General features: G+C 65.4%; 27 protein-coding genes. 9 read left to right on the forward strand and 18 right to left on the reverse strand.

The window, feature by feature from the left end; genetic code table 11:
- Window positions 1-7: 7 nt before the first annotated feature.
- The 3 genes from FW760_RS23765 to FW760_RS23775 all read right to left on the reverse strand — a co-directional run bounded on the left by FW760_RS23765 (window position 8) and on the right by FW760_RS23775 (window position 2,191).
- Window positions 8-949, reverse strand: a complete 942-nt coding sequence (locus FW760_RS23765; RefSeq protein ID WP_052504321.1) for a FecR family protein — start codon at window positions 947-949, stop codon at window positions 8-10.
- Entirely contained in the window at window positions 946-1,461 is a 516-nt protein-coding gene (locus tag FW760_RS23770; RefSeq protein WP_043864306.1) for a sigma-70 family RNA polymerase sigma factor, read from the reverse strand. The genes FW760_RS23765 and FW760_RS23770 overlap by 4 nt, the downstream gene beginning before the upstream one ends.
- Window positions 1,462-1,573: 112 nt before the next feature.
- Window positions 1,574-2,191: a LysE family translocator gene (locus tag FW760_RS23775; protein ID WP_078481780.1), complete on the reverse strand. Its 618-nt coding sequence runs from the start codon at window positions 2,189-2,191 to the stop codon at window positions 1,574-1,576.
- A gap of 115 nt (window positions 2,192-2,306) precedes the next feature.
- On the opposite strand from FW760_RS23775, the gene FW760_RS23780 reads away from it, so the two are divergent.
- Window positions 2,307-3,155: a LysR substrate-binding domain-containing protein gene (locus FW760_RS23780; RefSeq protein ID WP_043859822.1), complete on the forward strand. Its 849-nt coding sequence runs from the start codon at window positions 2,307-2,309 to the stop codon at window positions 3,153-3,155.
- On the opposite strand, the gene FW760_RS23785 is transcribed toward FW760_RS23780, so the two are convergent.
- Both FW760_RS23785 and FW760_RS23790 read right to left on the reverse strand, forming a co-directional pair.
- On the reverse strand, window positions 3,142-4,785 hold the full coding sequence (locus tag FW760_RS23785) for an ABC1 kinase family protein (RefSeq protein WP_446444035.1): 1,644 nt from the start codon (window positions 4,783-4,785) through the stop codon (window positions 3,142-3,144). The two genes, FW760_RS23780 and FW760_RS23785, sit on opposite strands and share 14 nt — an antisense overlap.
- A gap of 96 nt (window positions 4,786-4,881) precedes the next feature.
- Window positions 4,882-5,475: a D-Ala-D-Ala carboxypeptidase family metallohydrolase gene (locus FW760_RS23790; protein WP_104572259.1), complete on the reverse strand. Its 594-nt coding sequence runs from the start codon at window positions 5,473-5,475 to the stop codon at window positions 4,882-4,884.
- A gap of 87 nt (window positions 5,476-5,562) precedes the next feature.
- Here FW760_RS23790 and FW760_RS23795 point away from each other — a divergent pair, with 87 nt between their 5' ends.
- Window positions 5,563-6,687 (forward strand): hypothetical protein, encoded by a 1,125-nt coding sequence (locus tag FW760_RS23795; protein ID WP_116052773.1) that lies wholly within the window; start codon window positions 5,563-5,565, stop codon window positions 6,685-6,687.
- Between the two features lie 88 nt (window positions 6,688-6,775).
- Here the strand turns inward: FW760_RS23795 and can are convergent, their stop codons facing one another.
- Entirely contained in the window at window positions 6,776-7,414 is a 639-nt protein-coding gene (gene can / locus FW760_RS23800; protein ID WP_043859818.1) for a carbonate dehydratase, read from the reverse strand.
- Between the two features lie 118 nt (window positions 7,415-7,532).
- Between can and FW760_RS23805 the strand changes: the two genes are divergently transcribed.
- Entirely contained in the window at window positions 7,533-7,856 is a 324-nt protein-coding gene (locus FW760_RS23805) for a hypothetical protein (RefSeq protein ID WP_054916260.1), read from the forward strand.
- 4 nt (window positions 7,857-7,860) lie between these two features.
- On the opposite strand, the gene rimI is transcribed toward FW760_RS23805, so the two are convergent.
- Both rimI and FW760_RS23815 read right to left on the reverse strand, forming a co-directional pair.
- Window positions 7,861-8,316 carry a ribosomal protein S18-alanine N-acetyltransferase gene (gene rimI, locus FW760_RS23810; RefSeq protein WP_043859816.1) on the reverse strand — a complete coding sequence of 152 codons (456 nt, stop codon included), beginning with the start codon at window positions 8,314-8,316 and terminating at the stop codon, window positions 7,861-7,863.
- A complete protein-coding gene (locus FW760_RS23815; RefSeq protein ID WP_353229535.1) occupies window positions 8,309-9,091 on the reverse strand; it encodes an energy transducer TonB in 783 nt (260 codons plus the stop codon). The genes rimI and FW760_RS23815 overlap by 8 nt, the downstream gene beginning before the upstream one ends.
- A 166-nt stretch (window positions 9,092-9,257) precedes the next feature.
- On the opposite strand from FW760_RS23815, the gene mksB reads away from it, so the two are divergent.
- From mksB to mksF, 3 genes are read left to right on the forward strand one after another with little or no spacing between them, the layout of a single operon-like run.
- The gene (mksB, locus tag FW760_RS23820; protein ID WP_078481776.1) at window positions 9,258-10,535 is read left to right on the forward strand and encodes an Mks condensin complex protein MksB; all 1,278 of its coding nucleotides are present in this window, start codon (window positions 9,258-9,260) and stop codon (window positions 10,533-10,535) included.
- Window positions 10,525-11,226 (forward strand): Mks condensin complex protein MksE, encoded by a 702-nt coding sequence (gene mksE / locus FW760_RS23825; RefSeq protein ID WP_043859813.1) that lies wholly within the window; start codon window positions 10,525-10,527, stop codon window positions 11,224-11,226. The genes mksB and mksE overlap by 11 nt, the downstream gene beginning before the upstream one ends.
- Window positions 11,223-14,057 carry an Mks condensin complex protein MksF gene (gene mksF, locus FW760_RS23830; protein ID WP_116052764.1) on the forward strand — a complete coding sequence of 945 codons (2,835 nt, stop codon included), beginning with the start codon at window positions 11,223-11,225 and terminating at the stop codon, window positions 14,055-14,057. Before mksE ends, mksF begins: the two co-directional genes overlap by 4 nt.
- A gap of 107 nt (window positions 14,058-14,164) precedes the next feature.
- Here the strand turns inward: mksF and FW760_RS23835 are convergent, their stop codons facing one another.
- The 5 genes from FW760_RS23835 to rplU all read right to left on the reverse strand — a co-directional run bounded on the left by FW760_RS23835 (window position 14,165) and on the right by rplU (window position 17,842).
- Complete coding sequence (locus tag FW760_RS23835) at window positions 14,165-14,626, reverse strand: CreA family protein (RefSeq protein WP_043860223.1); 462 nt, start codon at window positions 14,624-14,626, stop codon at window positions 14,165-14,167.
- A gap of 4 nt (window positions 14,627-14,630) precedes the next feature.
- On the reverse strand, window positions 14,631-15,749 hold the full coding sequence (gene proB, locus FW760_RS23840; RefSeq protein WP_043860222.1) for a glutamate 5-kinase: 1,119 nt from the start codon (window positions 15,747-15,749) through the stop codon (window positions 14,631-14,633).
- 75 nt (window positions 15,750-15,824) lie between these two features.
- Entirely contained in the window at window positions 15,825-17,048 is a 1,224-nt protein-coding gene (cgtA, locus tag FW760_RS23845; protein ID WP_043860221.1) for an Obg family GTPase CgtA, read from the reverse strand.
- A gap of 191 nt (window positions 17,049-17,239) precedes the next feature.
- Window positions 17,240-17,497, reverse strand: coding sequence for a 50S ribosomal protein L27 (gene rpmA / locus FW760_RS23850; RefSeq protein ID WP_010225698.1), 258 nt, complete (start codon window positions 17,495-17,497; stop codon window positions 17,240-17,242).
- A gap of 33 nt (window positions 17,498-17,530) precedes the next feature.
- Window positions 17,531-17,842, reverse strand: coding sequence for a 50S ribosomal protein L21 (rplU, locus tag FW760_RS23855; RefSeq protein WP_038614793.1), 312 nt, complete (start codon window positions 17,840-17,842; stop codon window positions 17,531-17,533).
- A gap of 253 nt (window positions 17,843-18,095) precedes the next feature.
- Here rplU and FW760_RS23860 point away from each other — a divergent pair, with 253 nt between their 5' ends.
- The 3 genes from FW760_RS23860 to FW760_RS23870 all read left to right on the forward strand — a co-directional run bounded on the left by FW760_RS23860 (window position 18,096) and on the right by FW760_RS23870 (window position 19,887).
- Entirely contained in the window at window positions 18,096-19,064 is a 969-nt protein-coding gene (locus FW760_RS23860; RefSeq protein ID WP_054916263.1) for a polyprenyl synthetase family protein, read from the forward strand.
- A gap of 99 nt (window positions 19,065-19,163) precedes the next feature.
- The gene (locus FW760_RS23865) at window positions 19,164-19,505 is read left to right on the forward strand and encodes a zinc ribbon domain-containing protein YjdM (RefSeq protein WP_043860219.1); all 342 of its coding nucleotides are present in this window, start codon (window positions 19,164-19,166) and stop codon (window positions 19,503-19,505) included.
- Window positions 19,506-19,638: 133 nt separating this feature from the next.
- A complete protein-coding gene (locus tag FW760_RS23870) occupies window positions 19,639-19,887 on the forward strand; it encodes a PA4570 family protein (RefSeq protein WP_043860218.1) in 249 nt (82 codons plus the stop codon).
- Between the two features lie 114 nt (window positions 19,888-20,001).
- Here FW760_RS23870 and FW760_RS23875 read toward each other — a convergent pair whose 3' ends face one another.
- From FW760_RS23875 to FW760_RS23895, 5 genes are all read right to left on the reverse strand, one after another.
- The gene (locus FW760_RS23875) at window positions 20,002-20,619 is read right to left on the reverse strand and encodes an FKBP-type peptidyl-prolyl cis-trans isomerase (protein ID WP_043860217.1); all 618 of its coding nucleotides are present in this window, start codon (window positions 20,617-20,619) and stop codon (window positions 20,002-20,004) included.
- 86 nt (window positions 20,620-20,705) lie between these two features.
- Window positions 20,706-21,011, reverse strand: a complete 306-nt coding sequence (locus tag FW760_RS23880) for a DUF6482 family protein (RefSeq protein WP_043860216.1) — start codon at window positions 21,009-21,011, stop codon at window positions 20,706-20,708.
- Window positions 21,012-21,147: 136 nt separating this feature from the next.
- Window positions 21,148-21,636 (reverse strand): TIGR00645 family protein, encoded by a 489-nt coding sequence (locus FW760_RS23885; RefSeq protein WP_043860215.1) that lies wholly within the window; start codon window positions 21,634-21,636, stop codon window positions 21,148-21,150.
- A gap of 108 nt (window positions 21,637-21,744) precedes the next feature.
- Window positions 21,745-22,086, reverse strand: a complete 342-nt coding sequence (locus FW760_RS23890; RefSeq protein ID WP_043860214.1) for a PA4575 family protein — start codon at window positions 22,084-22,086, stop codon at window positions 21,745-21,747.
- 216 nt (window positions 22,087-22,302) lie between these two features.
- On the reverse strand, window positions 22,303-24,741 hold the full coding sequence (locus FW760_RS23895; protein WP_043860213.1) for a Lon protease family protein: 2,439 nt from the start codon (window positions 24,739-24,741) through the stop codon (window positions 22,303-22,305).
- Window positions 24,742-25,014 lie beyond the last annotated feature (273 nt).

The raw sequence follows: 25,014 nt of genomic DNA on the forward strand, positions 1-25,014 counted from the left end.
AGGATTTCTATTCAAGAGTGACTCGCGTGACCCACGGGGTGTAGTGCTGCACCCGGATCGGGAAGCTGCGCGCCAGCAGGCGCAACGCCCGCTCGCTGTCGTCGGCGGGCAACACGGCGGTCACGTTCAGGTGCGCCAGCGCCTTGGCATCGAACAGCAGGTAGCCGCCGTGATTGCGTGCCAGGCGCTCCAGCACCTCGCCCAGCGGCTGCTCCTTGACCATCATCTGGTGGCTGGCCCAGGCCTGCTCCAGCCCGGCGGCGTCGACCGCCTGGAGTGGCTGGATGCCAGTGGCGTCGAAGCGCACCTGCTGGCCGGCGCTGACCGTGCGGCTGCTGCCGGCGCTCTTGACCTCGGTGCTCGACTCGAGCATGGCCAGGCGTGTGCTGTGCTCGCTGCGCTCGACCATGAAGCGGGTGCCCAGGGCACGGATGCTGCCGTGTTCGGTGACCACGCGGAACGGGCGACTGGCGTCCTTGGCCACATCCAGCAGGATCTCGCCGCTGAGCAGGCGCAGGGTGCGCGATTGGGCGTCGAACTGCAGGTCGACCGCCGACCGGCCATCCAGGCTGATGCGGCTGCCGTCCGGCAATTGCTGTGTAGTCCACTGGCCGCTGCCGGTACGGATATCGGCCATCAGATAAGCCGGCGGATAGTGCTGCAGCACCAGGCCGGCCGGCAGCAGCAGGCCCAGGCTGATTGCCAGCGCCTTGAGCGCGCGCTTGCCACGGGGTTGCGGCGCAATGCGCTTGAGCGCCGCGCGGGCCGGCGCACGGGGCAGTTCACGCAGTGGCGCGAGGCTGCCCTGCAACTGGCGCACGGCCTCCAGGTGCTGCGGGTCGCTGGCCAGCCATGCCTCGAAGGCCTGCTGGTCGCCGGCACTGGCGCTGTCGTCCAGGCGCACCAGCCATTCGGCAGCCTTGCGCAGCGTGGCCGCAGGCAGGTTCACAGGGCAGGATCTGTGGCAGCGTGGCAGTGCAGCAGGGCCTGCACCAGGTGGTTCTGCACCGTCTTGGTCGAGACGTTCAGGCGTGCGGCGATCTCGGCATGGCTGAGCCCTTCGAGGTGACGCAGGATGAACACTTCGCGGGCGCGCACGCTCATCAGGTCGAGGGCACGGGCGATGTGCTCCAGGGCCTGGAGCGCGGCCAGCATCTGCTCGGGAGAAGGTGCCTGGTCGAGGTACTCGACGTGCCGGGCGAGCGCTTCGCGGTAGGCCTGTTCGAGCTTCTGCCGGCGCCCGCGGTCGATCAGCAGACGCCGCGCCACGGTAGCCAGGAACGCCCGCGGCTCGCGCGGGGCCACATAGCTGCCGGCGCTGAGCAGGCGCATGAAAGTGTCCTGGGCCGTGTCGGCAGCGTTGTGCGGGCAGTCCAGGCGTTGGCGCAGCCACACCAGCAGCCAGCCGTGGTAGCCCTTGTACAACGAAGCGAGACTGTCGGCGGGTGGGGTGGCTTTCATGTCGGCGGCACTAAATGAGAATGGTTATATCTTATGGCGCCGCTGGTGGGAGATGCAATGGCGGGATCGGTGGTGCGCCTTTCGCTGGCAAGCCAGCGCAGCGGCCAGCCGCTCAGCGCACATTCACGAACACCACCGCCACCCCCAGGCCGATCAACGCCACCCCGATCACCCGGTCCACCATGCGCTGGCGGCGCAGCATCGCCTGGCGCAACGCCTCCCGCGAAAAGAACAGCGCCACCAGGCTGAACCACACCCAATGCGCCAGCGACATGAACGCCCCATAGGCAAAGTTGAGCCCCAGCGAGGCCCCCGGCTGCACCACCTGGCTGTACGCGCTGACCACGAACAGCATGGTCTTGGGGTTCAGCGCATTGGTCAGAAAGCCCGATGCGAACGCCCCCCATGCACCGCGCCCCGTCACCCCCGCCGCGCCCTCCAGGGCCACCGGCGCACGAGTGCGCAGCGACCGATACCCCAGGTAGATCAGGTACCCTGCCCCCACCACCTTCATGGCCATGAACAGCCCCGGCGACTGGCTGATCAGCACTGCCACCCCCAGCACCGTGTACACCACATGCACCTGCACGCCGCAGGCAATCCCCAGGGCAGCGAGCAATCCGCTGCGCCTGCCAAACGCATAGCTGCTGCGTGTCACCATGGCAAAGTCCGCCCCCGGGCTGATCACCGCCAACACGGTAATCAAGGCCACCGCCAGCAATTCACCCACCGTCGATACTCCATGAAATGACGCAGATGATTCTGCGCAGCGCCATTATCGAAAGCTTCAGCACGGCAAAAAAGCGATTTATAGTGGCGCAAATCCGCTAGTTTTCCTCACACATATGAAACTGCCCGCCCTCGCCGCCTTTCGCTATTTCGACGTCGCCGCCCAGACCGAAAGCTTCGTGCGCGCCGCTCAGCAGCTCAACGTCACCCACGGTGCGGTGAGCCGCCAGGTGCGTCTGCTGGAAGAATCCCTGGGGGTGCAGTTGTTCGAGCGGCGCAACCGCGCCATTTTCCTCACGCCGGCCGGGCGCGCCCTTCACGACACCACCCTGTCGGTGTTCGAGCAGCTGCACGCCAGCGTGCAACGCCTGCAGCAGGCCCGCGACAACGTGCTGGTGCTGTCATGCGAACCGACCATCGCGATGAAGTGGCTGATCCCGCGGCTGCCGGCGTTCCATGCCGCGCACCCGGACATCCAGCTGCACCTGGTGGCCGCCGGCGGGCCGGTGGACTTTGCCCGCAGCGGCATCGACCTGGCGCTGCGCCGCGACGACTTCCACTGGGATGCCAGCCTGCACAGCCTCAAGCTCTGCAACGAGGCAGTAGGGCCGGTGTGTCGCGCCGACCTGGCACTGCCCGACAAGGGCTTTGCCGGTACCCGCCTGCTGCACAGCGCCACCCGTCCCGACGCCTGGAAGCACTGGCTGCGCCTGAGCGGCCAGTCGGCCAGGGGCAGCAGCCGCGCCGGCTACGAACACTTCTACCTGTGCATCCAGGCAGCCCTGGCCGGGCTGGGCGTGGCGCTGGCCTCGCGCATGATGGTGCAGGACGAGCTCGACAGCGGGCAGTTGGTGGCACCCTACGGGTTCACCGAGGACGGTTCGGCCTACTACCTGCTGAGCCCCGAGCCCTTCGCTGCCGGCACGGCGCAGCGGCGCTTTGCCGACTGGCTCACGGGCTCTTGAACAGGCTGCGCAAAAACGCCAGCAAGCCGCCCAGGGTGGCGATAGCCGCCAGCCAGCTGACGGCGGGCAAGCCCAGCCACACCGGCCCGGCAGCGGCGATCTGCGGGCCGAAGGCAATCACCAGCGCACTGATCAGCAACGCCAGCGACAGCCGCGTCGAGGCCAGGCGCAACGAACGCTCCAGGCGCTCCAGCCCCGGCACATCGACGCGCATCTCCAGCACACCATGCTTGAAGCGGTTCACCAGCAGCCGTGTCAGCTGCGGCAATTCGCCGAGCAGGCCGCGTCCCAGTTCCAGGCCATCGAGCCCCAGGCGCCTGGCGATCTTCCAGCTCAGCTGCGCCTTGAGCTGAGCCCTGATCGCCGGTCTGGCGGTGGCCACCAGGTCCAGTTGCGGGTCCAGCCGGGTCAGTACGCCGTCGGCGGTCACCAGGGCCTTGAACAGCACCAGCAGGTCCGGGGGCAGCAGCAGGCGGTATTCGCGCATCAGCCCCAGAAAATCCTCGATCAGCGCGCCCATCTTCAGCGCCTTGCCGCCGTGACGCGCCATGTACTCGCCGGCCGCCTGCTCGATGGCGGGCATGTTGCGCACGCCGTCGTCGTTCCAGTCCACCAGCACCGTCACCAGTGCATCGCTGTTGCCCTCTGTCAGGGCGCGCATGAACGTCATCACCTCCAGCCAACGGCGCTCGCCAAGGCGCCCGACCATGCCGAAGTCGATGAAGCCCACGCGGTTGTCGTCCATGGCCTTGAGGTTGCCCGGGTGCGGGTCGCCATGGAACAGCCCGTCCTCCAGCAGCATCTTGATGAACGCGGCGGCGCCGCGGCTGGCCAGCAGGCTCGGGTCCAGGCCCTGCTCGATCAGCGCCTCGCGCTCCAGCGGGGTATGGCTGGGCAGGTACTGCTGCACCAGCAGCCGCTCGCTGCTGTGGGCCCAGTAGATGCGCGGAATGACGATGTGCGGCTGGCTGGCGAAATTGGCCGCCACCGCGTCGCAGTGGCTGCCTTCCTGGGTGAAGTCCAGCTCTTCGAGCATGGCCCGGGCCAGTTGCCGCACCATCTTGCGCGGCTGGTAGTCGGCCAGGGCGGTGTTTTGCTCGACCAGTTGCGCAACGCTTTCGAGCAGTTGCAGGTCGGCGGTCATCTTGCGCCGCAGCCCCGGACGCTGAACCTTGACCACCACCTCCTCGCCCCCGAGCAGGCGTGCCCGATACACCTGGGCCATGGACGCCGCCGCCAGCGGGGTGGTGTCGAACTCGGCGAATACCTGGTCCAGTTCGGCGCCCAGGTCTTCGAGCACCTGGGCCTGCAGCTGCGCCCAGGGCAAGGTAGCGGCGCTGCTGTGCAGGGCCTGCAACTCGTCGATCCATGCCGCCGGCAATATGTCGCTGCGGCTGGAGAGGATCTGCCCGAGCTTGACGAAGGTCGGGCCCAGCGCCTCCAGCGCCCGCCGCACGCGTTGCGGGGTGCCTTCGTCGGCGGGCAGGCCGGCCACCGTTTCGGCCTCCCCCAGCAGCCTGCCCAGCCCCAGGCGGAACAGCACGTCCTGGGCGCCGAAGTTGGCCAGCACCACGACAATCTCGCGCACACGCTGATGATGCTTGAGCGCAGTCCAGGTCGATTCGAGCATGGGGCGGTTCCTCGGGGCGGGTTGATGTGCAGGGGGTGAACTACTTCCGTACCTTGCGGGGCCCAGGAGTTCCTTGCCCCGCCATCGCCGAGCTGTTCAGGAGCTGGGCGCCAGGCGCGGGCAAAACGACGAGTCGGCACTCAGGTCGCCGCCCCAGGTGCGGTAGCCGGCGGTGTCGATATGGATGCGCCCCGACGGGTAGCGGCCAAGCCCCATGTTCCAGGCCTGGCCCTGGGTCTGCCAGAACTCGCACAATGGTCGCGGATCGGCCCACGCCGGCAGCAGCAGGTCGACCGCGAAGGCGCGGGTATGCGCACTGTCGCGGGCACCACCGGCGCAGCGGTTGAGGGTGGGGTTGCGATAGGCCGAGACCACTTCGTAGGTTTTCAGGCGCTGCTGCTCGCCCAGGGTCTTGAGCAACTGCAGGGTCGAGCGTACCGCCGGCCACTGGTCGGGCGGCGCCACGGCGAACGGCTCGGCGTTGCACAGGCGCCAGTCGCTGGCCGAGCGCAGCAGCTGGTACAACGGCACTACCCCATACAGCCGCGCCTGCACCAGCATTTCGCGAAACGCGCGCGTATCGTGGCTGCCCGTCCACTGCGCGAACGACCACAGGTCGCGCTCGTCGGCGTGGGCCGGCAACACGCTCAACAGCCCGGCGAACAGTGCAATGCCCGGATACCCCTTCATGATCCTGCCCCCTTCCCCTCGTCCTGAGAACTACCCCAGTATGGCAAGCCTTCCGCACATCGGGAGTTCATCGACAAGGAGTTGAACATGCGTACACCTTTTGCCCTGGGCCTGATCGCCCTTGCCGCCAGCAGCGCCGTGCTGGCCGACGCCCGCGTACCGCTGGGCGATGCGCAGCGCGTGACCCGCCTATTCGCCTACCCCAACAACTGCGGGGTGATCTGCTTTCGCGACTGGTCGCTGGAGCGCACCGTGGAGCACTACCTGACCCAGAGCGTGCAGCGCGATGGCTACCCGACCGCCACGGTGACGGTGCGTCGCGAGCACGACCAGCTGCATGCCGACATCAGCGGCGTACCGACCACCTACGCGGCCCCGCTCAAGGCCCTGCTCGACAGCGGCGAACTGGCCTATGCAGGTGCCGACCGGCTCAATCGCGAGGGCAAGTGGGCGTACAACTGGGCGTTGTTCCTGCCGTTGGGCATGGCCCTGGAGAACCGGCGCAGCATCGAGCTGCTGCACTTTCCGCCGGACTACTCGCTGACCCAGGCCCAGGACTACCTGCGCTCCAACACCACCGACCGCTGGGCCCAGCTGCTGACCTTCAACGGCGTGCCGGCGCAACACACCCCGGCCTACCAGACCATCGTGGACATCGCGCCGATTGCCGCGCCAGCCAGTGCCGGCAAGGACCTAGAAGGGGTGTACGGGTATTTCACCGACTACCAGGTGCGCATGGTCAGGGACATGACCGCGGCCACTGACGGCGCCAGCCTGCCGATGGTGGCGTTCGGTGCGCCGGTGCGCAGCTGGGTGCAGCAGCAGTACGGGCCAGAGGTGAAGGTACTGGGGCTGGTGAGCATCAGCCCGGTGCCTGGGCGCAACGTGCCGGTGCTGGGCGCGAATCACCCGAGCGCGATCTGGTACGCCGCCGACCCGAAGAACAACGACAACGACCCGGACAAGGCCGATGCGGCCGGTTTGCGGATGATGGGGCAGGACTTGAGCGCGGCGTGCTGGCAGGCGGGAATGGGGCGCAACCCGAAGGCGGATGCAAGTGCCACGCTGGGGGCATGCACGCAAAAATGGCAGGTGAAGGAGAAGAAGCAGACCTGCGGGCTGTTTTTCCGCACGGTACGCCAGATGACGCCGGAGCAGGCCCATGCCAAGTGCAATACGGGGGTGATGACGCGGGCGTTACGCAACCTGTAGGAGCCGGCGTTGCCGGCGAAGGCCGCACCACGGACAGGTAGCGCGGCCTTCGCCAGCCAGGCTGGCTCCTGCAACAGCCAATGGGCGGTCAGTCCTGCGGACGCAACCGGTACTGCGGCGGCAGCTGCTCGAACCCGCTGATGGTGGTGTTCAGGCTTTTCCACAGGCCGTCCTTGATCCCGTAGATGCACCCATGGATCGACAGGCTCTGCCCGCGATGCCAGGCGTTCTGCACGATGCTGGTGTGCCCCACGTTCGCCACCTGCTGGATCACGTTCAGCTCGCACAGGCGGTCGACCTGCTCTTCCTCGGTCGCCAGCTTGGACAATTCCACACGATGCTCGTAGTACACGTCGCGAATCGCCCGAAGCCAGCCGTCGATCAGGCCCAGCTGACGGTCCTGCATCGAGGCCCGTACGCCGCCGCAACCGTAGTGCCCGGTCACCAGGATGTGCTTGACCTTGAGTACGTCCACCGCGTACTGGATCACCGACAGGCAGTTGAGGTCGGTGTGCAGCACCACGTTCGCCACGTTGCGGTGCACGAACAGGTCGCCCGGCAACATGCCGACGATCTCGTTGGCCGGCACCCGCGCATCCGAACAGCCGATCCAGAGGAATTCCGGAGTCTGCTGACGCGCCAGCTTGGCGAAGAAGTCCGGATCTTCCTGCTTGATCGCATCGGCCCAGCGCGCGTTGTTATCAATCAGTTCTTGTAGATCGTGCATGGTCAAGCCTCATGGGAATGCGCATGTGTGACTGGCGCCACCCCGTTCGGGTCACGCCTTTGAATCTTCCCGCCAGTGGCCGGTCCACCCCTTACAGGCCACCCGCAGGAGAATAGACATGACCGAATCACATCGCCCGCCGCATGCCCCGGAACCCGCACCGATCGATACCATCGAGGACCAGATGGGCTCGGTGCAGCCGCTGGACTTCGATCAAGACCCACCGGTGACCGACACGCACTACGACCCCAGCGACGATGACCTGACGCCCGAAACCCTGATCCCCGAAGACGGCGCCCGCTCAGCCGATGAAGTCGGCGGCGACCACCCGGCCGACTGGGACCTGAGCGTAGTCGACGAAGATGACATTGGCGGCGGCAACGGCCTGGACGAGGCCGAACTGGCGCGTCGCGACCCGCTGGACGGCAAGCGCGAGCGCTGAAGGGTTATTCTTCGAACAGCGTGCAGGCCATCACCAGCGCGTCTTCGCGCCCACCCGCCACCGGGTAGTAGTCGCGTCGCCGGCCGATCTCGTTGAAGCCGAAGCGCTCGTACAGGCGATACGCCGACTGGTTGCTGGCGCGCACTTCGAGGAAGCACTCGCGGCCGTTGCTGGCGTAGGCGCGCTTCATCAGCTCTTCGAGCAGGCGCAGGCCCAGGCCACGGCCCTGGCTTTCGGGCTTGACGGTGATGTTGAGCAGGTGCGCCTCGTCGATGATCACGTTGATCACGCCGTGGCCCACCTGCTGCTGGCCTTCGAACATCAGCCAGATTTCGTAGTTCTTCAGCCCGTCGAGAAAGATCCCCCGGGTCCACGGGTGGCTGAAGGCGGCGTATTCGATCTTCAGCACGGCATCCAGATCCGCCTCGGTCATGCGGCGAAAACTGATGTTGTCACTCATTGCGTGGTTTCCAGCGCGCCATCAGCCGGCGCATGGCTTGCCAGACGTGCGCCTTGCGGGCGGGCTCGTCCATCAACAGTTCAAGGCCAGGCAAGGCCCAGCAGTTGCCCAGGCCCTCCACCGGCAATTCGCGGTAGTACGCCTGCTCGTCGGCTTCACCGGCAAAGCGCACCGCCGGCAGGCCGACCAGCCACAGGCAGCTGCAGGGCGCCTCTTCAAGGCGGGCCTGGATGAAACCCTGGACAAAATCACGCGCCGCCAGCGGGCCCTGGTCGAGAGTGCCGCGCACCAGCAACGGCCAGCGTACCGGCTCGCCGATGATCTGCGGGCTGTCGGGCAGGCCGGCGGCGCGCAGCATGTCCTTGAGCAGCAGGTAGGACGGGTCGCGGCTCTGGAACGGCTGGCCGGTAACCAGCTCCACCAGCACCAGGCAATCGCCGGCACGCAGCAACTGCAAGGCAAAGCGGGGCGGCGGTACCAGCGCTGGCTTGACCACGGCGCCGGTTTCTTCGGCATCGAGCACCGGCTTGCTGGCCGGCTTGGCGCTGACCGTCGGTCGCGGAATCTCGATTTTTGGCCGCTCGGCCGGCTTGGCAGCCGGTGCAGACGCCTTGGCCACCACTGCCGGCAGCACCACCGGCGCCTCGACCAGCGGTTCGGGTACCCGCAGCAGCTCGGGGCGCGATGGCGCGGCGAACGGCAGTTCGGCGCGCGGCAGCCAGTGCACCACTTGCATGGCGTTCAGGTAGGCGCGGCGGCGGGACTCGGTAAGCAAAGGGCGGCCATCTGTGGATAAGTCGGGGCGAGCATTCTACCGCCGTTACGCCGCCGTTGCAGGTACAAAACCGCCCGACAACACCGGCAAACGATCAGGGGGTGAATCGATCCCCCCCTGATGCAGTACAATCGGCGCTTTTACTTGGCAGCGAGTCGACCCGCCAATGATCGAACCCAAGCGCGTCCTGCGCGCCCTAGCCGAACACTGGGCCCTGCTCGAGCCGTTGTGCGAGCGCTTCGACGGGGGCACCCTGAGCCTGGCCGAGCTGCGCGGGCAACTGGCCGCACAACAGCTCGACAGTACGCCCCAGGACATCACCAACCTGCTGGACGTGTGGATTCGCCTGGACATCCTGGTCCCGGTGGCCAAGAGCCCGAACCGCTTCGAGCTCAACGCCCAGATCCACGACTTCCTGGCCTACCTGCGGCGCGAGCACCGCCTGGGCCTGTGCCTGGAAATCGAAGCCTACCTGCGCCACCTCGAGCGCCTGGCCGGGCATATCCAGGACGCCTTCGACATCCGCGACGGCAACGACCTGGCGCGCCAGCTGCGTCTGCTCGACATGCGCGTGCGTGACGTGCTGAAAAAACTCGACAACGACGAGCAGGCGCTGGTGGCGGTGGCCGAGCGGGCCAAGACCAGCGACCGGCAGATCCCGCTGCGCCAGCGCTACGCCGAAGTGCTGGCCACCTGGGACGAATACGTCGAGCCGATGATCCAGCTGGTGAACGCCGACGGCGCCTTCGAACAGGGCGTGCGCAAGGTCGAGACCGTGCTGTTGCGCCTGCTGGGCGAGCAGGCGCGACTGGGCCACCTGGTCGATGACGACATGCTGCTGCGCACCCACGCGCGCATCCTCGAGATGCAGACCAGCGCCCAGCTGACCCTGCGCCACGCCCGCGAGCTGCTGCTGCCGCTGCGTGAAGAGGCGCGCCGGCACAACGCCGTGACCCGTGGCGCCGCACTGGCGCTGTCGGTGATCCGGCGCAAGGGCATCGACGCCGTGCCACAGGCGGCCATGCCGCTGTTCACCCGCCCGCAGAGCACCTTCCTCGGCAGCGCCAGCCAGGTCGAGGCCTACGTGTATGCCCTGGCCCGCTTCGAAGCCAAGCCGGCGCAGTTCCCCAAGGCGCACAAGAGCCACAAGGGCGACGCGCCGCGTGCACCGCGCACGGTCAAGGAAATGCTCGAACGCTGCGAAGACGCCCTGCCGCTGCCCGACCTGATGGTGTGGCTGCTGGAGCAGGAGCCCGAAGGCGCCACCGACGAACTGCTGTACTGGTTCTCGCGCCTGTCGCGGGAAAAACGCTTTACCCGCGCGCGCCTTGAGCGCCGCGAGTACACCACTCAGGAACACCTGGTCAGCCTGCGCTCGTTCGCCCTGACTTCAAGCCGCGAACCGTCGCCCGAGCCTACTGCGAGCCCTACCCATGCATCTTGATCTTTCCGAACTGTCCCAGCTCGCACCGATCTTCCGCGAGCTGTTCAAGGGCTTCCACATCAGCCGGCGCGACCCGGAGCTGTATGCCCAGCTGTCGAACTTCCAGGACCAGTACCGCGGCCTGTTCAAGGCCCTGGGCTTCGAACTGGTGTGCGACACCCGTGGCTTCTACTACTTCGTGCCGGAACTGGCTGCTGCCCAGGTCAACAAGACCGCCCAGCGCCTGTCGCTGTTCACCTTCATCCTGGTGGAGCACCTGGCCGACCAGGGCCGCGACCCGATGTCGGTGCTCGACGGCGGCAGCCTGGGGCGCGACGAGCTGCCCTCGCTGCTGGAAAAGTACCGCGACCTGTTCCTGCAGGCCGAGGTGCAGACCCCCGACGAGCTGGAAGAGAAGATCATGCGCCGCATGACCCAGCTCGGCTTTGCCAGCGAAGACAACGGCATCTACCGCTTCCTGCCGCCGATGCACCGCTTCCTCGACGTGTGCCTGTCGGTGCAGCAGGACCGCGACCTGGCCGCCAGCCTGCACAGTGCCCTGCCGCTGCCGACCCCGGTATTGGTGGTGGAAGAAACCCCTGAAGAGCTGAACAGGACCGACGACCCGCTCGACCTGAGCCCGTTCGAGGAAAGCGAAGAAGACGCCTTGGCCCGTGCCATTGCCCAAGAGCAACAGGAGATTGACGCATGAGCCAGGACCGCTACGGCATTCGCCGCTTTGCATTGCTCAACACCGCCGGCTACAGCCTGGGCCTGTTCCCGCTGGAGCACCCGCTGTCGGTGTACGGCGCCAACAACCTGGGCAAGAGTGCGTCGATCAACGCCCTGCAGTTCCCGATCCTGGCGCGCATGTCGGACATGAGCTTCGGCAAGTACAGCCTGGAGCAGTCACGCCGCTTCTACTTCGCCAGCGACACCAGCTACATCCTCTGCGAGGTCAACCTGCCCCACGGCCCGCACGTGATCGGCGTGGTCGGGCGCGGCCCTGGCGGCGGCTTCGGCCACCAGTTCTTCGCCTATGCCGGCGAGCTGGACCTGGGCCACTACCAGAAGAACGACACCTGCCTGCGCCAGAAGGAGCTGTTCACCAACCTGGAGCGCAACGGCCTGAAAGCCTACGAGCTCAAGCCCGACGAACTGCGCCGGCTGCTGGTGGGCGGGCACACCTCGGTGCCGCTGGACCTGACCCTGATTCCGCTGCGCTCCACCAGCGAGCAGAGCCTGAAGACCTTCCGCGCCCTGTTCATCAACCTGCTGCACATGCGCGAGATTACCGCGGCCAAGCTCAAGCAGCTGTTCCTCGATGCGTTCGAGCACAGCCTGCGCTCGGGCAGCGTCGACTACATCGCCGCCTGCGAAGAAGCCTTCCGCGACGTGCGGCGCATGGAACAGGACTACAACTCGCTGGTAGCCGCCGGCCCGCTGGTCGAGGCCCTGGCCAATGGCGTGGCCCAGCGCGACATCCTGCGCGGCAAGCTGCACCGCCTGTCACCGCTGCTCGACCAGTTGCTCGGCACCTGGCAGGACTACGCCGGCGCACGCAAGGAAGAGCTGGTGCTGCAGGCCGAGCACTACAGCCACGAGCAGGACGCGCTGCAGAACAACCAGCGCGGCGGCACCCAGGAGCTGATGCGCCTGGAACGCGAAATGACCGGTATCCAGCGCTGGCTGGGCGAACTGTCGGTGCTCAAGCACCGCTTCGCGCTGGTGGATGACGTCAAGGTGCTGGAGCAGCAGCTGCTGGCCGCCAAGGACGCCCACGACGAACTGGCCGGTGCCCTGGCGCAGTCGCGCCAGTTCAGCGCCGAGGACCTGGAAGAGCGCCTGCGCGACCTGGAGAAACGCCTGAAGTCGGTCAAGCAGCAGCTCGACCATGCCGACAACAACAGCTATGCACGCCTGCGCGAAGAGTTCTCGCAGCAGGACGTCGAGCGCCTGATGCGCCTGTTCAACGGTGCGCTGTTCAGCCTGCCGCTGGGCGAGCGCGGCATCGAGCTGGATGACAGCGACGTGTGGGTCAAGTCTCTGGAAGCGGTACTCGACGGCTTCAAGGGCGAGCGCTTCGAGGCGCCGGGGCTGTCCATCGACCTCAGCCATATCGAGCCGCCGGCCTTGCAGGCTCTGGCCGACCGCGCCGCGCTGCGCGACCAGAAGGAGCGCCTGGAAAAAGAGCTCAAGCAGCTCAAGACCCAGCAAGCCGTGGCCGCCGACCGCGCCGCGAGCAAGACCCAGACCGAAGCGCTGTACCAGCAGGTGCTGGATGCGCAAAAGGCCCTGGAAGACTACCGCCGTACCCAGACCCTGTCGGCCGAGGAAGGCGACAAGCTGGAGCAGCTGGCGCAGATGGAGGCGGCCCAGGAAGAGCTCAAGCGCTCCAGCGACGCGTTCACCGAGCGCGTGCAGCAACTGTCGGCCAAGCTGCAACTGGTCGGTCGCCAGATTGCCGACATGGAGGCCAAGCAGCGCACCCTCGACGACGCTCTGCGCCGTCGCCAGCTGCTGCCGGCCGACCTGCCGTTCGGCACGCCGTTCATGGACCCGGTCGACGACTCCATGGACAACCTGCTGCCGCTGCTCAACGACTACCAGGACAGCTGGCAGGGCCTGCTGCGGGTGGATGGCCAGATCGAGGCGCTGTACGCCCAGGTACGCCTCAAGGGCGTGGCCAAGTTCGACAGCGAAGACGACATGGAGCGCCGTCTGCAGCTGCTGATCAACGCCTATGCGCACCGTACCGACGAAGCCCTGACCCTGGGCAAGGCGCGGCGCGCGGCGGTGACCGACATCGCGCGTACCCTGCGCAACATCCGCAGCGACTACGACAGCCTCGAGCACCAGCTGGCACTGTTCAACCGCGAGATCAACAAGCGCCAGGTATCCAACCTGCAGAGCTTTCGCATCGTGCTGGCGCCGAACAAGGAAGCGCTCAAGCACATCGACCAGATCATCCACAGTGCCGGCCAGTACGAGGAAGGCGAGACCCTGTCGGTGTTCGACCTGAGCCAGAGCGCCGAGCAGGACAACAAGAACGAAGAGGCCAAGGAGTACCTGGCGCGGCTGGTGGCAGCCAACCACAACCAGCTGGGCCTGAAGGACCTGTTCGAGCTGGCGTTCGAGATCACCAAGGTAGGCGGCCAGCCGATCATCCATACCGACATCGATGGCGCGGCCTCCAACGGCACCACCATGACCATCAAGGCGCTGACCAACATGTACCTGTTGCTGCACCTGATGGACCGCGACCAGGCCGGGCGCGTGCGCCTGCCGTACTACCTGGACGAGGCGGCCGACATCGACGAACGCAACCAGGCGGCATTGCTGGAGACCAGCCTGCAGTTGGGCTTCGTGCCGATTCTGGCGAGCGTGAAGCCGCAGGTATCGGCGCACGTTGCAATCGACCTGGAGGGCGGTAGCGGGCCGAACGGGATCTACATCGACGAGGCGGACTGGAAGTACATCAGCCGTCGCGATCAGGTGAAGGTCGAGGTGCGGGAAGTGGAGGTTGAGCCGGCGTCGATCTGACGGCCTTGGGGGCCCTTTGGGCCCCATCGCGGGTCAAGCCCGCTCCCACAGAGGGCACCATTGAACCTGTGGGAACGGGCTCGACCCGCGATGGATTAAACGCGGTCTTATTCTGCCCAAGGCAGAATCGGAATCGCCGTCACCGCGTTCTGCGGGCTGCCTTCGATCAGGCGGTCGCTGTACACCAGGTACACCAGCGTGTTGCGCTTCTTGTCCAGAAAGCGCACCACCTGCATGGTCTTGAACACCAGCGAGGTGCGCTCCTTGAACACTTCATCGCCATCCTTGAGCTCGCCCTTGAAGCGAATCGGCCCCACCTGACGGCAGGCGATCGACGCCTCGGCACGGTCTTCGGCCAACCCCAGCCCACCCTTCACGCCGCCGGTCTTGGCGCGCGACAGGTAGCAGGTCACGCCCTCCACCTTGGGGTCGTCGAACGCCTCGACCACGATGCGGTCGTTGGGCCCGACGAACTTGAACACCGTCGACACCTGGCCGATTTCCTCGGCACCGGCCAGCATCGGCAAGGCCAGCAAGGCGGCTGCAAAAATCCCTTTGATCACGCTCATTTCCTCATACCAGAATCAGGTTGTCGCGGTGCACCAGTTCCGGCTCGGCGCTGTAGCCCAGCACGGCCTCGATGGCCTCGGATGACTGGCCGATGATCTTCTGCGCTTCGAGCGCGCTGTAGTTGGCCAGGCCGCGGGCCACCTCAAGGCCGTCCGGCCCTACGCACACGACCATCTCGCCACGCCGGAAACTGCCCTGCACGGTCTTGACGCCCACCGGCAGCAGGCTCTTGTTGGCCTGGCGCAAGGCCTGCACCGCACCGGCGTCCAGCACCAGGGTGCCGCGGGTCTGCAGGTGCCCGGCCAGCCATTGCTTGCGTGCCGCGAGCATGCCGCGCTCGGGCGAGAGCAAGGTGCCCAGGCGCTCGCCGGCCTTGAGGCGGTCGAGCACGCGCTCGATGCGCCCGCCGACGATGATGGTGTGCGCCCCCGACCGCGCGGCCAGGCGCGCCGCACGCAGCTTGGTCTGCATGCCGCCACGCCCCAGTGCGCCACCGGTGCCGCCGGCCACGGCGTCCAGCGCCGGGTCATCGGCGCGCGCCTCGTAGATCAGCTGGGCTTCGGGGTTGTTGCGCGGGTCGGCATCGAACATGCCGTCGCGGTCGGTGAGGATCACCAGCAGGTCGGCTTCCACCAGGTTGGCCACCAGTGCGGCCAGGGTGTCGTTGTCGCCGAAGCGGATCTCGTCGGTGACCACGGTGTCGTTCTCGTTGATCACCGGTACCACGCCCAGCTCCACCAGGGTACGCAGGGTGCTGCGGGCGTTGAGGTAACGCTTGCGGTCGGAGAGGTCGTCGTGGGTCAGCAGGATCTGCGCGGTGTGCCGGCCATGCTCGGCAAAGCTCGACTCCCAGGCCTGCACCAGGCCCATCTGGCCGATGGAGGCGGCAGCCTGCAGCTCGTTCATCGCACTCGGTCGCTTGCTCCAGCCCAGGCGGCTCATGCCGGCAGCCACGGCCCCCGAAGAGACCAGCACCAACTCGACCCCTGCCTCATGCAGGGCCACCATCTGCTCGACCCACACGCCCATCGCCGCGCGGTCCAGGCCCTTGCCATCCGCCGTCAGCAACGCGCTGCCGATTTTCACGACCCAGCGCTGCGCACCCGTCACCTTGCTCCGCATCTTCTTCCAACCTATAGAGATCTTTAGATACCAAAACGCCGCTTGAAAAAGCGGCGTTTAGTGTACTGCAACGAATCAGTCGCGCACGTAAATGATTTCCGGGCCGTCTTCGTCGTCTTCCCAGTCGTCATCGTCATCATCGTCGCCGATGTCGTGCACGCTCTTGACGCCGGTACGGCGCAGGGCGCGCGCGTCGTCCAGGGCCTGCAGCTGGGCACGGGCTTCGTCTTCGATGCGCTGGTCGAGGTCGGCCAGCTCGTCGCGGTAGGCCGGGTCGGCCGCCAGGCGGTCGGCACGGTCTTCGAGGTAGCGCATGATGTCGCGGCTGAGCTGCTCGGTGCCCTGCTTGGAGATCGCCGAGATCACGTACACCGGGCCTTCCCACTGCAGGCGCTCGACCACTTCCTTGACGCGCTCGTCGCGCTCGTCGTCCATCAGCATGTCGGTCTTGTTCAGCACCAGCCAGCGGTCACGCTCGGCCAGCGACGGGCTGAAGCGGGTCAGCTCGTTGACGATGACTTCGGCGGCGTCGGCGCTGCTGCTTTCATCCAGCGGGGCCAGGTCGACGAGGTGCAGCAGCAGGCGGGTACGCGCCAGGTGCTTGAGGAAGCGGATACCCAGGCCGGCGCCTTCCGAAGCGCCTTCGATCAGGCCGGGGATGTCGGCGATGACGAAGCTCTTCCAGCGGTCGACGCTGACCACGCCCAGGTTCGGCACCAGGGTGGTGAACGGGTAGTCGGCGACTTTCGGCTTGGCGGCCGACACCGAACGGATGAAGGTGGATTTGCCGGCATTGGGCAAGCCCAGCAGGCCGACGTCGGCCAGCACTTTCATTTCCAGTTTCAGGTCACGCTGCTCGCCGGGCTTGCCCGGGGTGGTCTGGCGTGGCGCACGGTTGGTGCTGGACTTGAAACGGGTGTTGCCCAGGCCGTGCCAGCCGCCCTGCACCACCATCAGTTTCTGCCCGGCCTTGACCAGGTCGCCGATCACTTCCTGGGTGCCCGCGTCGATCACGGTGGTGCCGACCGGCACGCGCAGGATCAGGTCGTCGCCCTTCTTGCCGGTGCAGTCGGTGCTGCCGCCATTGGAGCCGCGCTGGGCCTCGAAGTGACGGGTGTAGCGGTAGTCGACCAGGGTGTTGAGGTTTTCGTCGGCAACCATGTACACCGAGCCGCCGTCGCCACCATCGCCACCGTTGGGGCCACCGTTCTCGATGAACTTCTCGCGGCGGAAGCTCATGCAACCGTTACCGCCGTCACCGGCCTTGACCTTGATCGATACTTCGTCAACAAACTTCATAAAAACCGCCTCTCGTCAGTTGGACGAGCTGAGTGACACAAAGACATAAGGCTCTTGCAAAAGTGAGCGCGGCGGCCCCGATACGGCCAGAACACCAGCGCCGGCAGCCCATACAAACAGCTTTGCAAGAGACTCACCCCACAAACGAAAAAGCCCCGTCGCGAGACAGGGCTTTTCCAGCGATCGCGCGATTACTCGGCAACGACGCTCACGTAACGACGACCGAAGGCGCCTTTTACTTCGAACTTGATCTTACCCGCGATCTTGGCGAACAGGGTGTGATCCTTGCCCATGCCAACGCCGTAGCCAGCGTGGAATTGGGTGCCGCGCTGACGCACGATGATGTTGCCCGGGATGATAGCCTGGCCGCCATACATCTTCACGCCAAGGCGTTTGGCTTCTGAGTCGCGACCGTTACGGGTACTACCACCAGCTTTTTTGTGTGCCATGGTTCAATTCTCCAGAAATGGGGATTTGGGCGATTAAGCCGAAATACCGGTGATCTTGATTTCGGTGAACCACTGGCGGTGGCCCATACGCTTCATGTGGTGCTTACGGCGGCGGAACTTGATGATGCGCACTTTGTCGTGACGACCTTGCGAGATCACTTCAGCAACAACCTTGGCACCAGCAACGACTGGAGCGCCGATGTTCACGTCGTCGCCATTGGCAACCAACAGAACGCGGTCGAAAGTCACGGATTCGCCAGTGGCGACTTCCAGTTTTTCGATTTTCAGGTATTCACCTTCGGCGACTTTGTACTGCTTGCCACCGGTAACAATTACTGCGTACATGGGTATTTCTCCGATAATCCTGCTCACCCAGCTCTTTATAGGAAGAGTATTGGCTGGCATGGCTGCATAGGGCTGGAACGGCCCAGTGCAATTGCGTAAGGCAGGTGCTGCCCAGGAAGTTCAGGGTGCGCGATTGTACGCAAGCCAGCTTTGCCTTGCAAGTGTGGCCATTGACCCCACGGGCAGTGCGCCTTGACACGCCGGGACCCGCAACCTAGCATGCCGCGCAACCCTTATGGAGCACCTGTGGCCGATGCAACCCCAAGCTTTCTACCGTGCGGTAGCGGACGACTTCAGCGCCGTTGACGAGATCATCAAGAAGCAGCTGACTTCGCGTGTGCCGCTGGTATCGAAAATCGGCGACTATATTACCTCGGCCGGGGGCAAGCGTCTGCGCCCGCTGCTGGTGTTGCTGTGCGGCAAGGCACTGGGCCGCGAAGGCGACGACCTGCGCCTGCTGGCAGCCACCATCGAGTTCCTGCACACCGCCACCCTGCTGCATGACGACGTGGTCGACATGTCGGGCATGCGCCGTGGCCGCTCTACCGCCAATGCCCTGTGGGGCAACGCGCCAAGCGTGCTGGTGGGCGACTTCCTGTACTCGCGCTCGTTCGAGATGATGGTCGAGCTGGGCTCGATGCCGGTCATGCAGATCCTCTCCAAGGCCACCCGCGTGATTGCCGAGGGTGAAGTGCTGCAGCTGTCGCGCATTCGCGACGCCAGCACCACCGAGGAAGTCTACATGGACGTCATCCGCGGCAAGACCGCCATGCTGTTCGAAGCCTCCACCCACAGCGCCGCCGCACTGGCCGGCGCCAGCGATGAACAGCGCGAAGCCCTGCGTACCTTCGGCGACCACCTGGGCGTGGCCTTCCAGCTGGTCGACGACCTGCTCGACTACAAGGGCGACGCCGAGACCCTGGGCAAGAACGTCGGTGACGACCTGGCCGAAGGCAAGCCGACCCTGCCGCTGATCTACACCATGCGCGAAGGCACCCCCGAGCAGGCGGCGCTGGTGCGCCAGGCCATCCAGAAAGGTGGCCTTGAAGACCTGGAGAGCATCCGCAACGCAGTGGAGGCCGCCGGCGCGCTGGAGTACACCGCACAGATGGCGCGTGACTACGTGGCCCGTGCCATTGCCTGCCTGGACGTGCTGCCGGCCAGCGAATACCGCGATGCGCTGGTCGAACTCAGCGAATTCGCCGTCGCCCGCACGCACTGATCCCCTGCCCCGGCCCATCGCTCGATGGGCCTGCTTTTCCTCTGGCCGGCAAAACCCTATACAATGTGGGTTTTCTGCACGTAGTCCTGAGGAACCGTAGTGAGCACTTTGCCACCCTGCCCCAAATGCAACTCCGAATACACCTACGAAGACGCCAGCCAGCTGATCTGCCCCGAGTGCGCCCACGAGTGGTCGGCCAGCGGTGAAGCCGAAGCGGCCAGCGACGAAGCGGTGAAGAAGGATTCGGTGGGCAACGTCCTGCAGGACGGCGACACCATCACCGTGATCAAGGACCTCAAGGTCAAGGGCACCTCGCTGGTGGTCAAGGTCGGCACCAAGGTCAAGAACATCCGCCTGTGCGACGGCGACCACGACATCGACTGCAAGATCGACGGCATCGGCCCGATGAAGCTGAAATCGGAATTCGTGCGCAAGGTCTGACCCCTGCCTGCCCGGGGCTGCACTCGCAGCCTCGACCCTACCGCCCGGCGGTAATCGCAAGAAAAATCCAATAGTCACTTGCTATTTTGATAATAAGAATTATTCTCATTGAACGCTTTCAAGGAGAATAGCCATGACTTATCTGATAGACGCCTGGCTTGACCGCCCCCATCCGTACCTGCGCATCCTGCACCGCGAAACCGGCGAGGTATGCGCCGTGCTCGAAGAAGACGCGCTGGGCGAACTGCGCGACCAGGGCGACCTGGATCTTCACGGGTTGAATTCGAGCGAGCCTGTGGTGCTCAAGGAGCTGGTGAGGAATCTGTTCCTGTTCTGCTATGCCCGGGCGTTGCGCCCTGGGGGTGGCGCGCAGTGGAACTGAAAGCATCGCGGGTCAAGCCCGCTCCCACAAGAATCACTGCAATCATGAGACTGGCAGTGTACCTGTGGGAGCGGGCTTGACCCGCGATGAGGGCCGCAAGGTCCTGCGACGTACTTACAGTACGTCCAGCAGCTCGACGTCGAACACCAGCACGCTGTGCGGCGGGATGCTGCCAACGCCCTGGGCGCCGTAAGCCAGCTCGCTCGGTACGTACAGGCGCCATTTGCTGCCCGCGTTCATCAGTTGCAGGGCTTCGGTCCAGCCAGCGATCACGCCGCCGACCGGGAATTCTGCCGGCTGGCCACGCTCGTAGGAGCTGTCGAACACGGTGCCGTCGATCAGGGTGCCGTGGTAGTGGGTGCGCACGCTGTCTTCACGGCTTGGCTTGGCGCCTTCACCGGCAGTCAGTACTTCGAACTGCAGGCCCGAGGCCAGGGTGGTGATGCCGTCACGCTTGGCGTTCTCGGCCAGGAAGGCCTTGCCTTCGCCAGCGGCCGCTTCGGCCTTGGCAGCCGCTTCGGCCTGCATGATTTCACGGATGACCTTGAAGCTGGCCGACAGGTCTTCTTCGCTGACGCGGCTGGCCTGGCCATTGAAGGCGTCGGTCAGACCGGCCAGGATCGCGTCCAGGTTGACGCCCGGTGGCGGGTTGTCACGCAGCTGGCCACCCAGCTGACGGCCAATGCCGTAGCTGACGCGGGTTTCGTCGGTGGACAGGTTGAGTTCGGACATGTTTCTGCTCCGCTACAGGGCGCACAAAAGCCGCGCCCGCTGTGAAAAGGGCAAGCAGCCTAGCACACTGCGGCAAAGCAGTTCAGCTACCAGGCAGTACGTCGCGGCATCGGCACCTTGAGGTCTTCTTCGGGGGTGCCGTGCAGGCCGCACATCTCGTCCTGCACCGACCAGTGCACCAGGTGCAGCGGCACGGCGGGCAAGCCATTGAGCAGGCGCTGGCCATCGACCACCGAGTGCACCTTGAGACGTACACCCTTGGCATCCAGCAACGGGTGCGCCTTGCCCTTGACCCGGGCCTCGAGCACGAAGTCCCCCCCTTCGATGGCGATCAGGTTCAGTTCGTCCACCCGGCCGGCCCTGGCCTCGCTGTTCAGTTCATGCAGGTTCATTGCGATACCTCGCTACTGGAACATTCCACAGGCCGTTCATTTTTTGTACAGCATCGACCAAAGCACAAGCCAGAAACGCAACCGCCCGTCCGTTATGCAACGGACGGGCGGCTGACAAGGCGTGATACCCCGCAGGTCAGTGCTTGGTCATCTTGTCCAGGTAGCCCATGGCGAACGCCGAGACCACGAAGGTCATGTGGATGATCACGTACCACATCAGGTACTGGGTCTCGATGTTGCGCGCGTCCATGAACACCCGCAGCAGGTGGATGGAGGAGATCGCCACGATCGAGGCGGCCACCTTCATCTTCAGCGAGGAAGAGTCCATCTTGCCCAGCCAGTTGAGCTTTTCGGTGCCTTCGGCGATATCCAGCTGCGACACGAAGTTCTCGTAGCCCGAGATCATCACCATCACCAGCAGGCCGCCCACCAGGGCCATGTCGATCAGCGACAGCAGTACCAGGATGAGGTCGGACTCGGCCAGCGAGAAGACGTTGGGCAGCACATGGAAGATCTCCTGAAAGAACTTCAGCGCCAACGCCAGCAGCCCCAGGGACAGGCCAAAATAGATGGGTGCGAGCAGCCAGCGCGAGGCGTACATCGCATTTTCGATAAAGCGTTCCATTGAGCAGATCACCAGGTGGCTGGAAAAAAACGAGCGCGAGTATAGCAGCCACCTGTGACAGGAAAAGCCCGCGACACGCTGCCACAGGCCGGAGGATGAACGGTCGGCTCAGGTGTCGGGGTTGGACTGCAGGTCACCCACATGGTGAACCCGTTCGCCGTTGATGCGACGCAGCTGCGCCTGCAGGTGCACGCACCAGATCTGCGGGTCGTCGGCCACCTGGTAGCCGTGCAGGGTCAGGCTGTCGACAATCGCGCTGAGCACCGACTCGGCCACGAACGGCCCGTGAAACGGCCCCTGGGCCTTGATCGCGGAGGGTTGCTCGCCGGCCATGCCGGCGGCGAACAGCAGTGTCCACATGCCGGTGTCACCGGCCAGCGGGCGGATACGGCACTCAATGCGGGTCACCAGGCCCAGGCATTGACGGGTAAGGCTGAGGGTACGCGGCATGGCGACGGTCCTCGGTGAGGCGTTGCGTAGCCTGTGGCCAGGCTGGTTTCGATCCTTTTGCGCACGACGGTCCATGCCTTGAGGATAGAAGAAATCCGCCGGCGACAAGCGGTCGGCGCCGAGCGGTCATGTGCCATGCGCCGAACTGCCCCCTTCGCCCGTAATGCCGACTCCCACATGTAGGAGCCGGCATTGCCGGCGAAGAACCCAACGCGGTCAGGAAGGCTTCACCTGCGCCAGCGCCTCTTCGGCCTGCTCCTTCTCGGCTTCCTTGAGGTCCTCTTCGCTGATCATCTCGGCAATCACCCGCAACCGCTCGACTACCCGCGCATTGATGCTGCCTTCGGGGAACTCGCCCTCCTCGTTCGGCTGCCCGGCCGGCTCGCCCACCAGCAGGCTCAGGGCCTCGTCGGCCTGGCTGACTGCGTAGACATGGAATTGCCCGGCGCGCACCGCCTGCAGCACGCGCTCGTCGAGCATCAGCGTAGCCACGTTGGCCCGCGGGATGATCGCGCCCTGCTCACCGGTCAGGCCACGAGCCTCGCACAGGCGGAAGAAGCCCTCGATCTTCTCGTTGACCCCGCCCACCGCCTGCACTTCACCGAACTGGTTGATCGAGCCGGTGATCGCAAAGCACTGCTTGAGCGGGGTTTTCGACAGGGCCGAGATCAGCGTGCAGGCCTCGCCCAGCGATGCGCTGTCGCCATCCACATAGCCGTAGGACTGCTCCAGCGCGATGCTGGCCGAAATCGCCAGGGGGAATTCCTGGGCATAGCGGCTGCCCAGGTACCCGGTGAGGATCATCACGCCCTTGGAGTGGATCGGCTGGCCCAGGTTGACCTCACGCTCGATATCCACGATGCCGCTGCCGCCCGGGTAAACCGTGGCGGAAATCCGCGCCGGCACGCCGAACGCCGAATCGCCCACCTCCAGCACGGTCAGGCCGTTGCACTTGCCCACCGCCGCGCCTTCGGTGTCGATCAGGATGATCCCGGCCAGCATGTCGTCGAGAATCCGCGCCGATACCCGCCCGGTACGCGTGGCCTTGGCCTTGAGCGCCCGCTCGATGTGCCCGGCGTCGGTCATCTCGTCGTTGGCCAGGTGGCGAATGAAATCCGCCTCGCTGACCAGCTGGAACAGGTCGCCGATGCGCGCCGAAAGACGCCCCTGGTGCTCGGCCAGGCGGGCGCTGTAGGTGGCCAGGCGCGCCACCGCATCGGCGGTCAGCGGGGCCATGCCCTCCTCGCTGGTGCGGGTCTTGAGCAACTGGGCGAACTGCTCCAGGCTCTCCTCGACCATGGGAATGTCTTCGTCGAAGTCCACCAGCACCCGGAACATCTCCTGGAAGTCCGGATCGTGGTCCTGCAGTGCGTAGTACAGCTGGCGGGCGCCGATGATGATCACCTTGACCTGCAGCGGGATCATCTGCGGGGTGAGGGTCACGGTGGCCAGGCGACCGAACTCGCCCAGCGGCGACTCCATCTTCAGCTTGCGCGACTGCAGGGCGCGCTTGAGCGCATCCCACACGAACGGCTCGCCGAGCATCTTCTCGGCTTCCAGAATCAGGAACCCGCCATTGGCGCGGTGCAGCGCCCCCGGGCGCAACTGGCGATAGGTGGTGTACAGCGCGCCCTGGTCGTTGCCGTATTCGATGCGGCCGAACAGGTTGTCGTAGGTAGGGTGCGGCTCGAACACCACGGGCGCGCCGCCGCTGGCGTGATGGCCGACCACCAGGCTGGGGGCGTACTGCTCTTCGAGCATCTTGCGCGCCACCGCGTCGGTCTTGCTGTCGTCGACCAGTTGCTCGACCACGGTGCGCAGCAGGTTGACCTGCATGGCCTGCAGGTAGGCGCACACCGCAGCGTTCTCGGCGTATTTCTCCGACAGCGGGGCCAGCAAGGGCTGCAGGGCCAGGGTGATGGTTTCTTCGTTGAGCTGGCGCAGCTGGTTGTTCGACTCGCGCTTCCACTGCGGCAGGCTGGCGAGCTCTTCGTTGAGGCGCTCTTCCAGCGCGGCGATGTCCTCGTGGAAGCGCTCGCGCTCGGCCTCAGGCAACTGGGCGAACTCGGCCTCGTCCAGCGCCTTGCCATCGGCCATTGGGGTGAAGGCGACGTTGCTGCTGTCGCGGTACAGGGCCACGTCCTTTTCCAGCGAGGCGCGCTCGATCACATCCAGGGCACGGTCGTAGCGCTGGTTGAAGGCGCGGTCGATGGCGCTTTTCTTCTGCTGATAGGACGGGTGCTCGAACACTGCCGGAAAGGTCGCCAGCAGGTTGTCGATCAGGCCCCCGATATCGGCGATGAAGGCCCCGGCACTGCCGGCCGGCAGCTCGAACGCCTTGGGCTCGCGGGGCTCGTCGAAGTTGTTGACGTACAGCCAGTCGGACGGCGTCTGCAGGCGCTTGCCTTCTGCCTTGAGGTAGCGCTTGACGAACGAGAAGCGGCCGGTGCCCGGCTCGCCCATGACAAACACGTTGTAACCGGGGCGTGGCATGGCGACGCCGAACTGCAAGGCTTCGACTGCACGTTCCTGGCCTAGCACACCGCGAAAGGGCTCCAGATCATTGGTGGTGGAAAAATCGAACTGTTCAGCGGAAAACGGCCGGGTCAGGGCTTCGGGCGCAAGACGCAGGCTCGCAGCAACAGGATCGGGCATCGGGCTTCCTTACTTCGGCGGGGCGGATGACGGCATTCTGGCGCCGCCTGCGCCCGGCTTGCAAGGCTCTTCAACGCTTTAGCGCGCAGGGTCGAAAACCTGCTCCGCGTCAATTATTTCAAGCAATCTTTTGCAATTAATCACGGAACCCTTAGATCGTGCCTAAACTCCAAACTGCGCGGCTGGGTAAACAACCGACCCGTCCTGGCAACTAGTCCTACAGACATGCCAGATAACCCTGACCTTTGGTTTGAACATCAGAAAGAGAACAAT

The sequence above is a fragment of the Pseudomonas sp. 1176_21 genome, assembly GCF_052850635.1.

Coding starts and splice junctions, on each gene's coding strand:
- FW760_RS23770 (WP_043864306.1), bottom strand. CDS start 1,461: ATGAAAGCCACCCCACCCGCCGACAGTCTCGCTTCGTTGTACAAGGGC.
- FW760_RS23780 (WP_043859822.1), top strand. CDS start 2,307: ATGAAACTGCCCGCCCTCGCCGCCTTTCGCTATTTCGACGTCGCCGCC.
- FW760_RS23785 (WP_446444035.1), bottom strand. CDS start 4,785: ATGCTCGAATCGACCTGGACTGCGCTCAAGCATCATCAGCGTGTGCGC.
- FW760_RS23790 (WP_104572259.1), bottom strand. CDS start 5,475: ATGAAGGGGTATCCGGGCATTGCACTGTTCGCCGGGCTGTTGAGCGTG.
- FW760_RS23795 (WP_116052773.1), top strand. CDS start 5,563: ATGCGTACACCTTTTGCCCTGGGCCTGATCGCCCTTGCCGCCAGCAGC.
- can (WP_043859818.1), bottom strand. CDS start 7,414: ATGCACGATCTACAAGAACTGATTGATAACAACGCGCGCTGGGCCGAT.
- FW760_RS23805 (WP_054916260.1), top strand. CDS start 7,533: ATGACCGAATCACATCGCCCGCCGCATGCCCCGGAACCCGCACCGATC.
- rimI (WP_043859816.1), bottom strand. CDS start 8,316: ATGAGTGACAACATCAGTTTTCGCCGCATGACCGAGGCGGATCTGGAT.
- mksB (WP_078481776.1), top strand. CDS start 9,258: ATGATCGAACCCAAGCGCGTCCTGCGCGCCCTAGCCGAACACTGGGCC.
- mksE (WP_043859813.1), top strand. CDS start 10,525: ATGCATCTTGATCTTTCCGAACTGTCCCAGCTCGCACCGATCTTCCGC.
- mksF (WP_116052764.1), top strand. CDS start 11,223: ATGAGCCAGGACCGCTACGGCATTCGCCGCTTTGCATTGCTCAACACC.
- FW760_RS23835 (WP_043860223.1), bottom strand. CDS start 14,626: ATGAGCGTGATCAAAGGGATTTTTGCAGCCGCCTTGCTGGCCTTGCCG.
- proB (WP_043860222.1), bottom strand. CDS start 15,749: ATGCGGAGCAAGGTGACGGGTGCGCAGCGCTGGGTCGTGAAAATCGGC.
- cgtA (WP_043860221.1), bottom strand. CDS start 17,048: ATGAAGTTTGTTGACGAAGTATCGATCAAGGTCAAGGCCGGTGACGGC.
- rpmA (WP_010225698.1), bottom strand. CDS start 17,497: ATGGCACACAAAAAAGCTGGTGGTAGTACCCGTAACGGTCGCGACTCA.
- rplU (WP_038614793.1), bottom strand. CDS start 17,842: ATGTACGCAGTAATTGTTACCGGTGGCAAGCAGTACAAAGTCGCCGAA.
- FW760_RS23860 (WP_054916263.1), top strand. CDS start 18,096: ATGCAACCCCAAGCTTTCTACCGTGCGGTAGCGGACGACTTCAGCGCC.
- FW760_RS23870 (WP_043860218.1), top strand. CDS start 19,639: ATGACTTATCTGATAGACGCCTGGCTTGACCGCCCCCATCCGTACCTG.
- FW760_RS23875 (WP_043860217.1), bottom strand. CDS start 20,619: ATGTCCGAACTCAACCTGTCCACCGACGAAACCCGCGTCAGCTACGGC.
- FW760_RS23880 (WP_043860216.1), bottom strand. CDS start 21,011: ATGAACCTGCATGAACTGAACAGCGAGGCCAGGGCCGGCCGGGTGGAC.
- FW760_RS23885 (WP_043860215.1), bottom strand. CDS start 21,636: ATGGAACGCTTTATCGAAAATGCGATGTACGCCTCGCGCTGGCTGCTC.
- FW760_RS23890 (WP_043860214.1), bottom strand. CDS start 22,086: ATGCCGCGTACCCTCAGCCTTACCCGTCAATGCCTGGGCCTGGTGACC.
- FW760_RS23895 (WP_043860213.1), bottom strand. CDS start 24,741: ATGCCCGATCCTGTTGCTGCGAGCCTGCGTCTTGCGCCCGAAGCCCTG.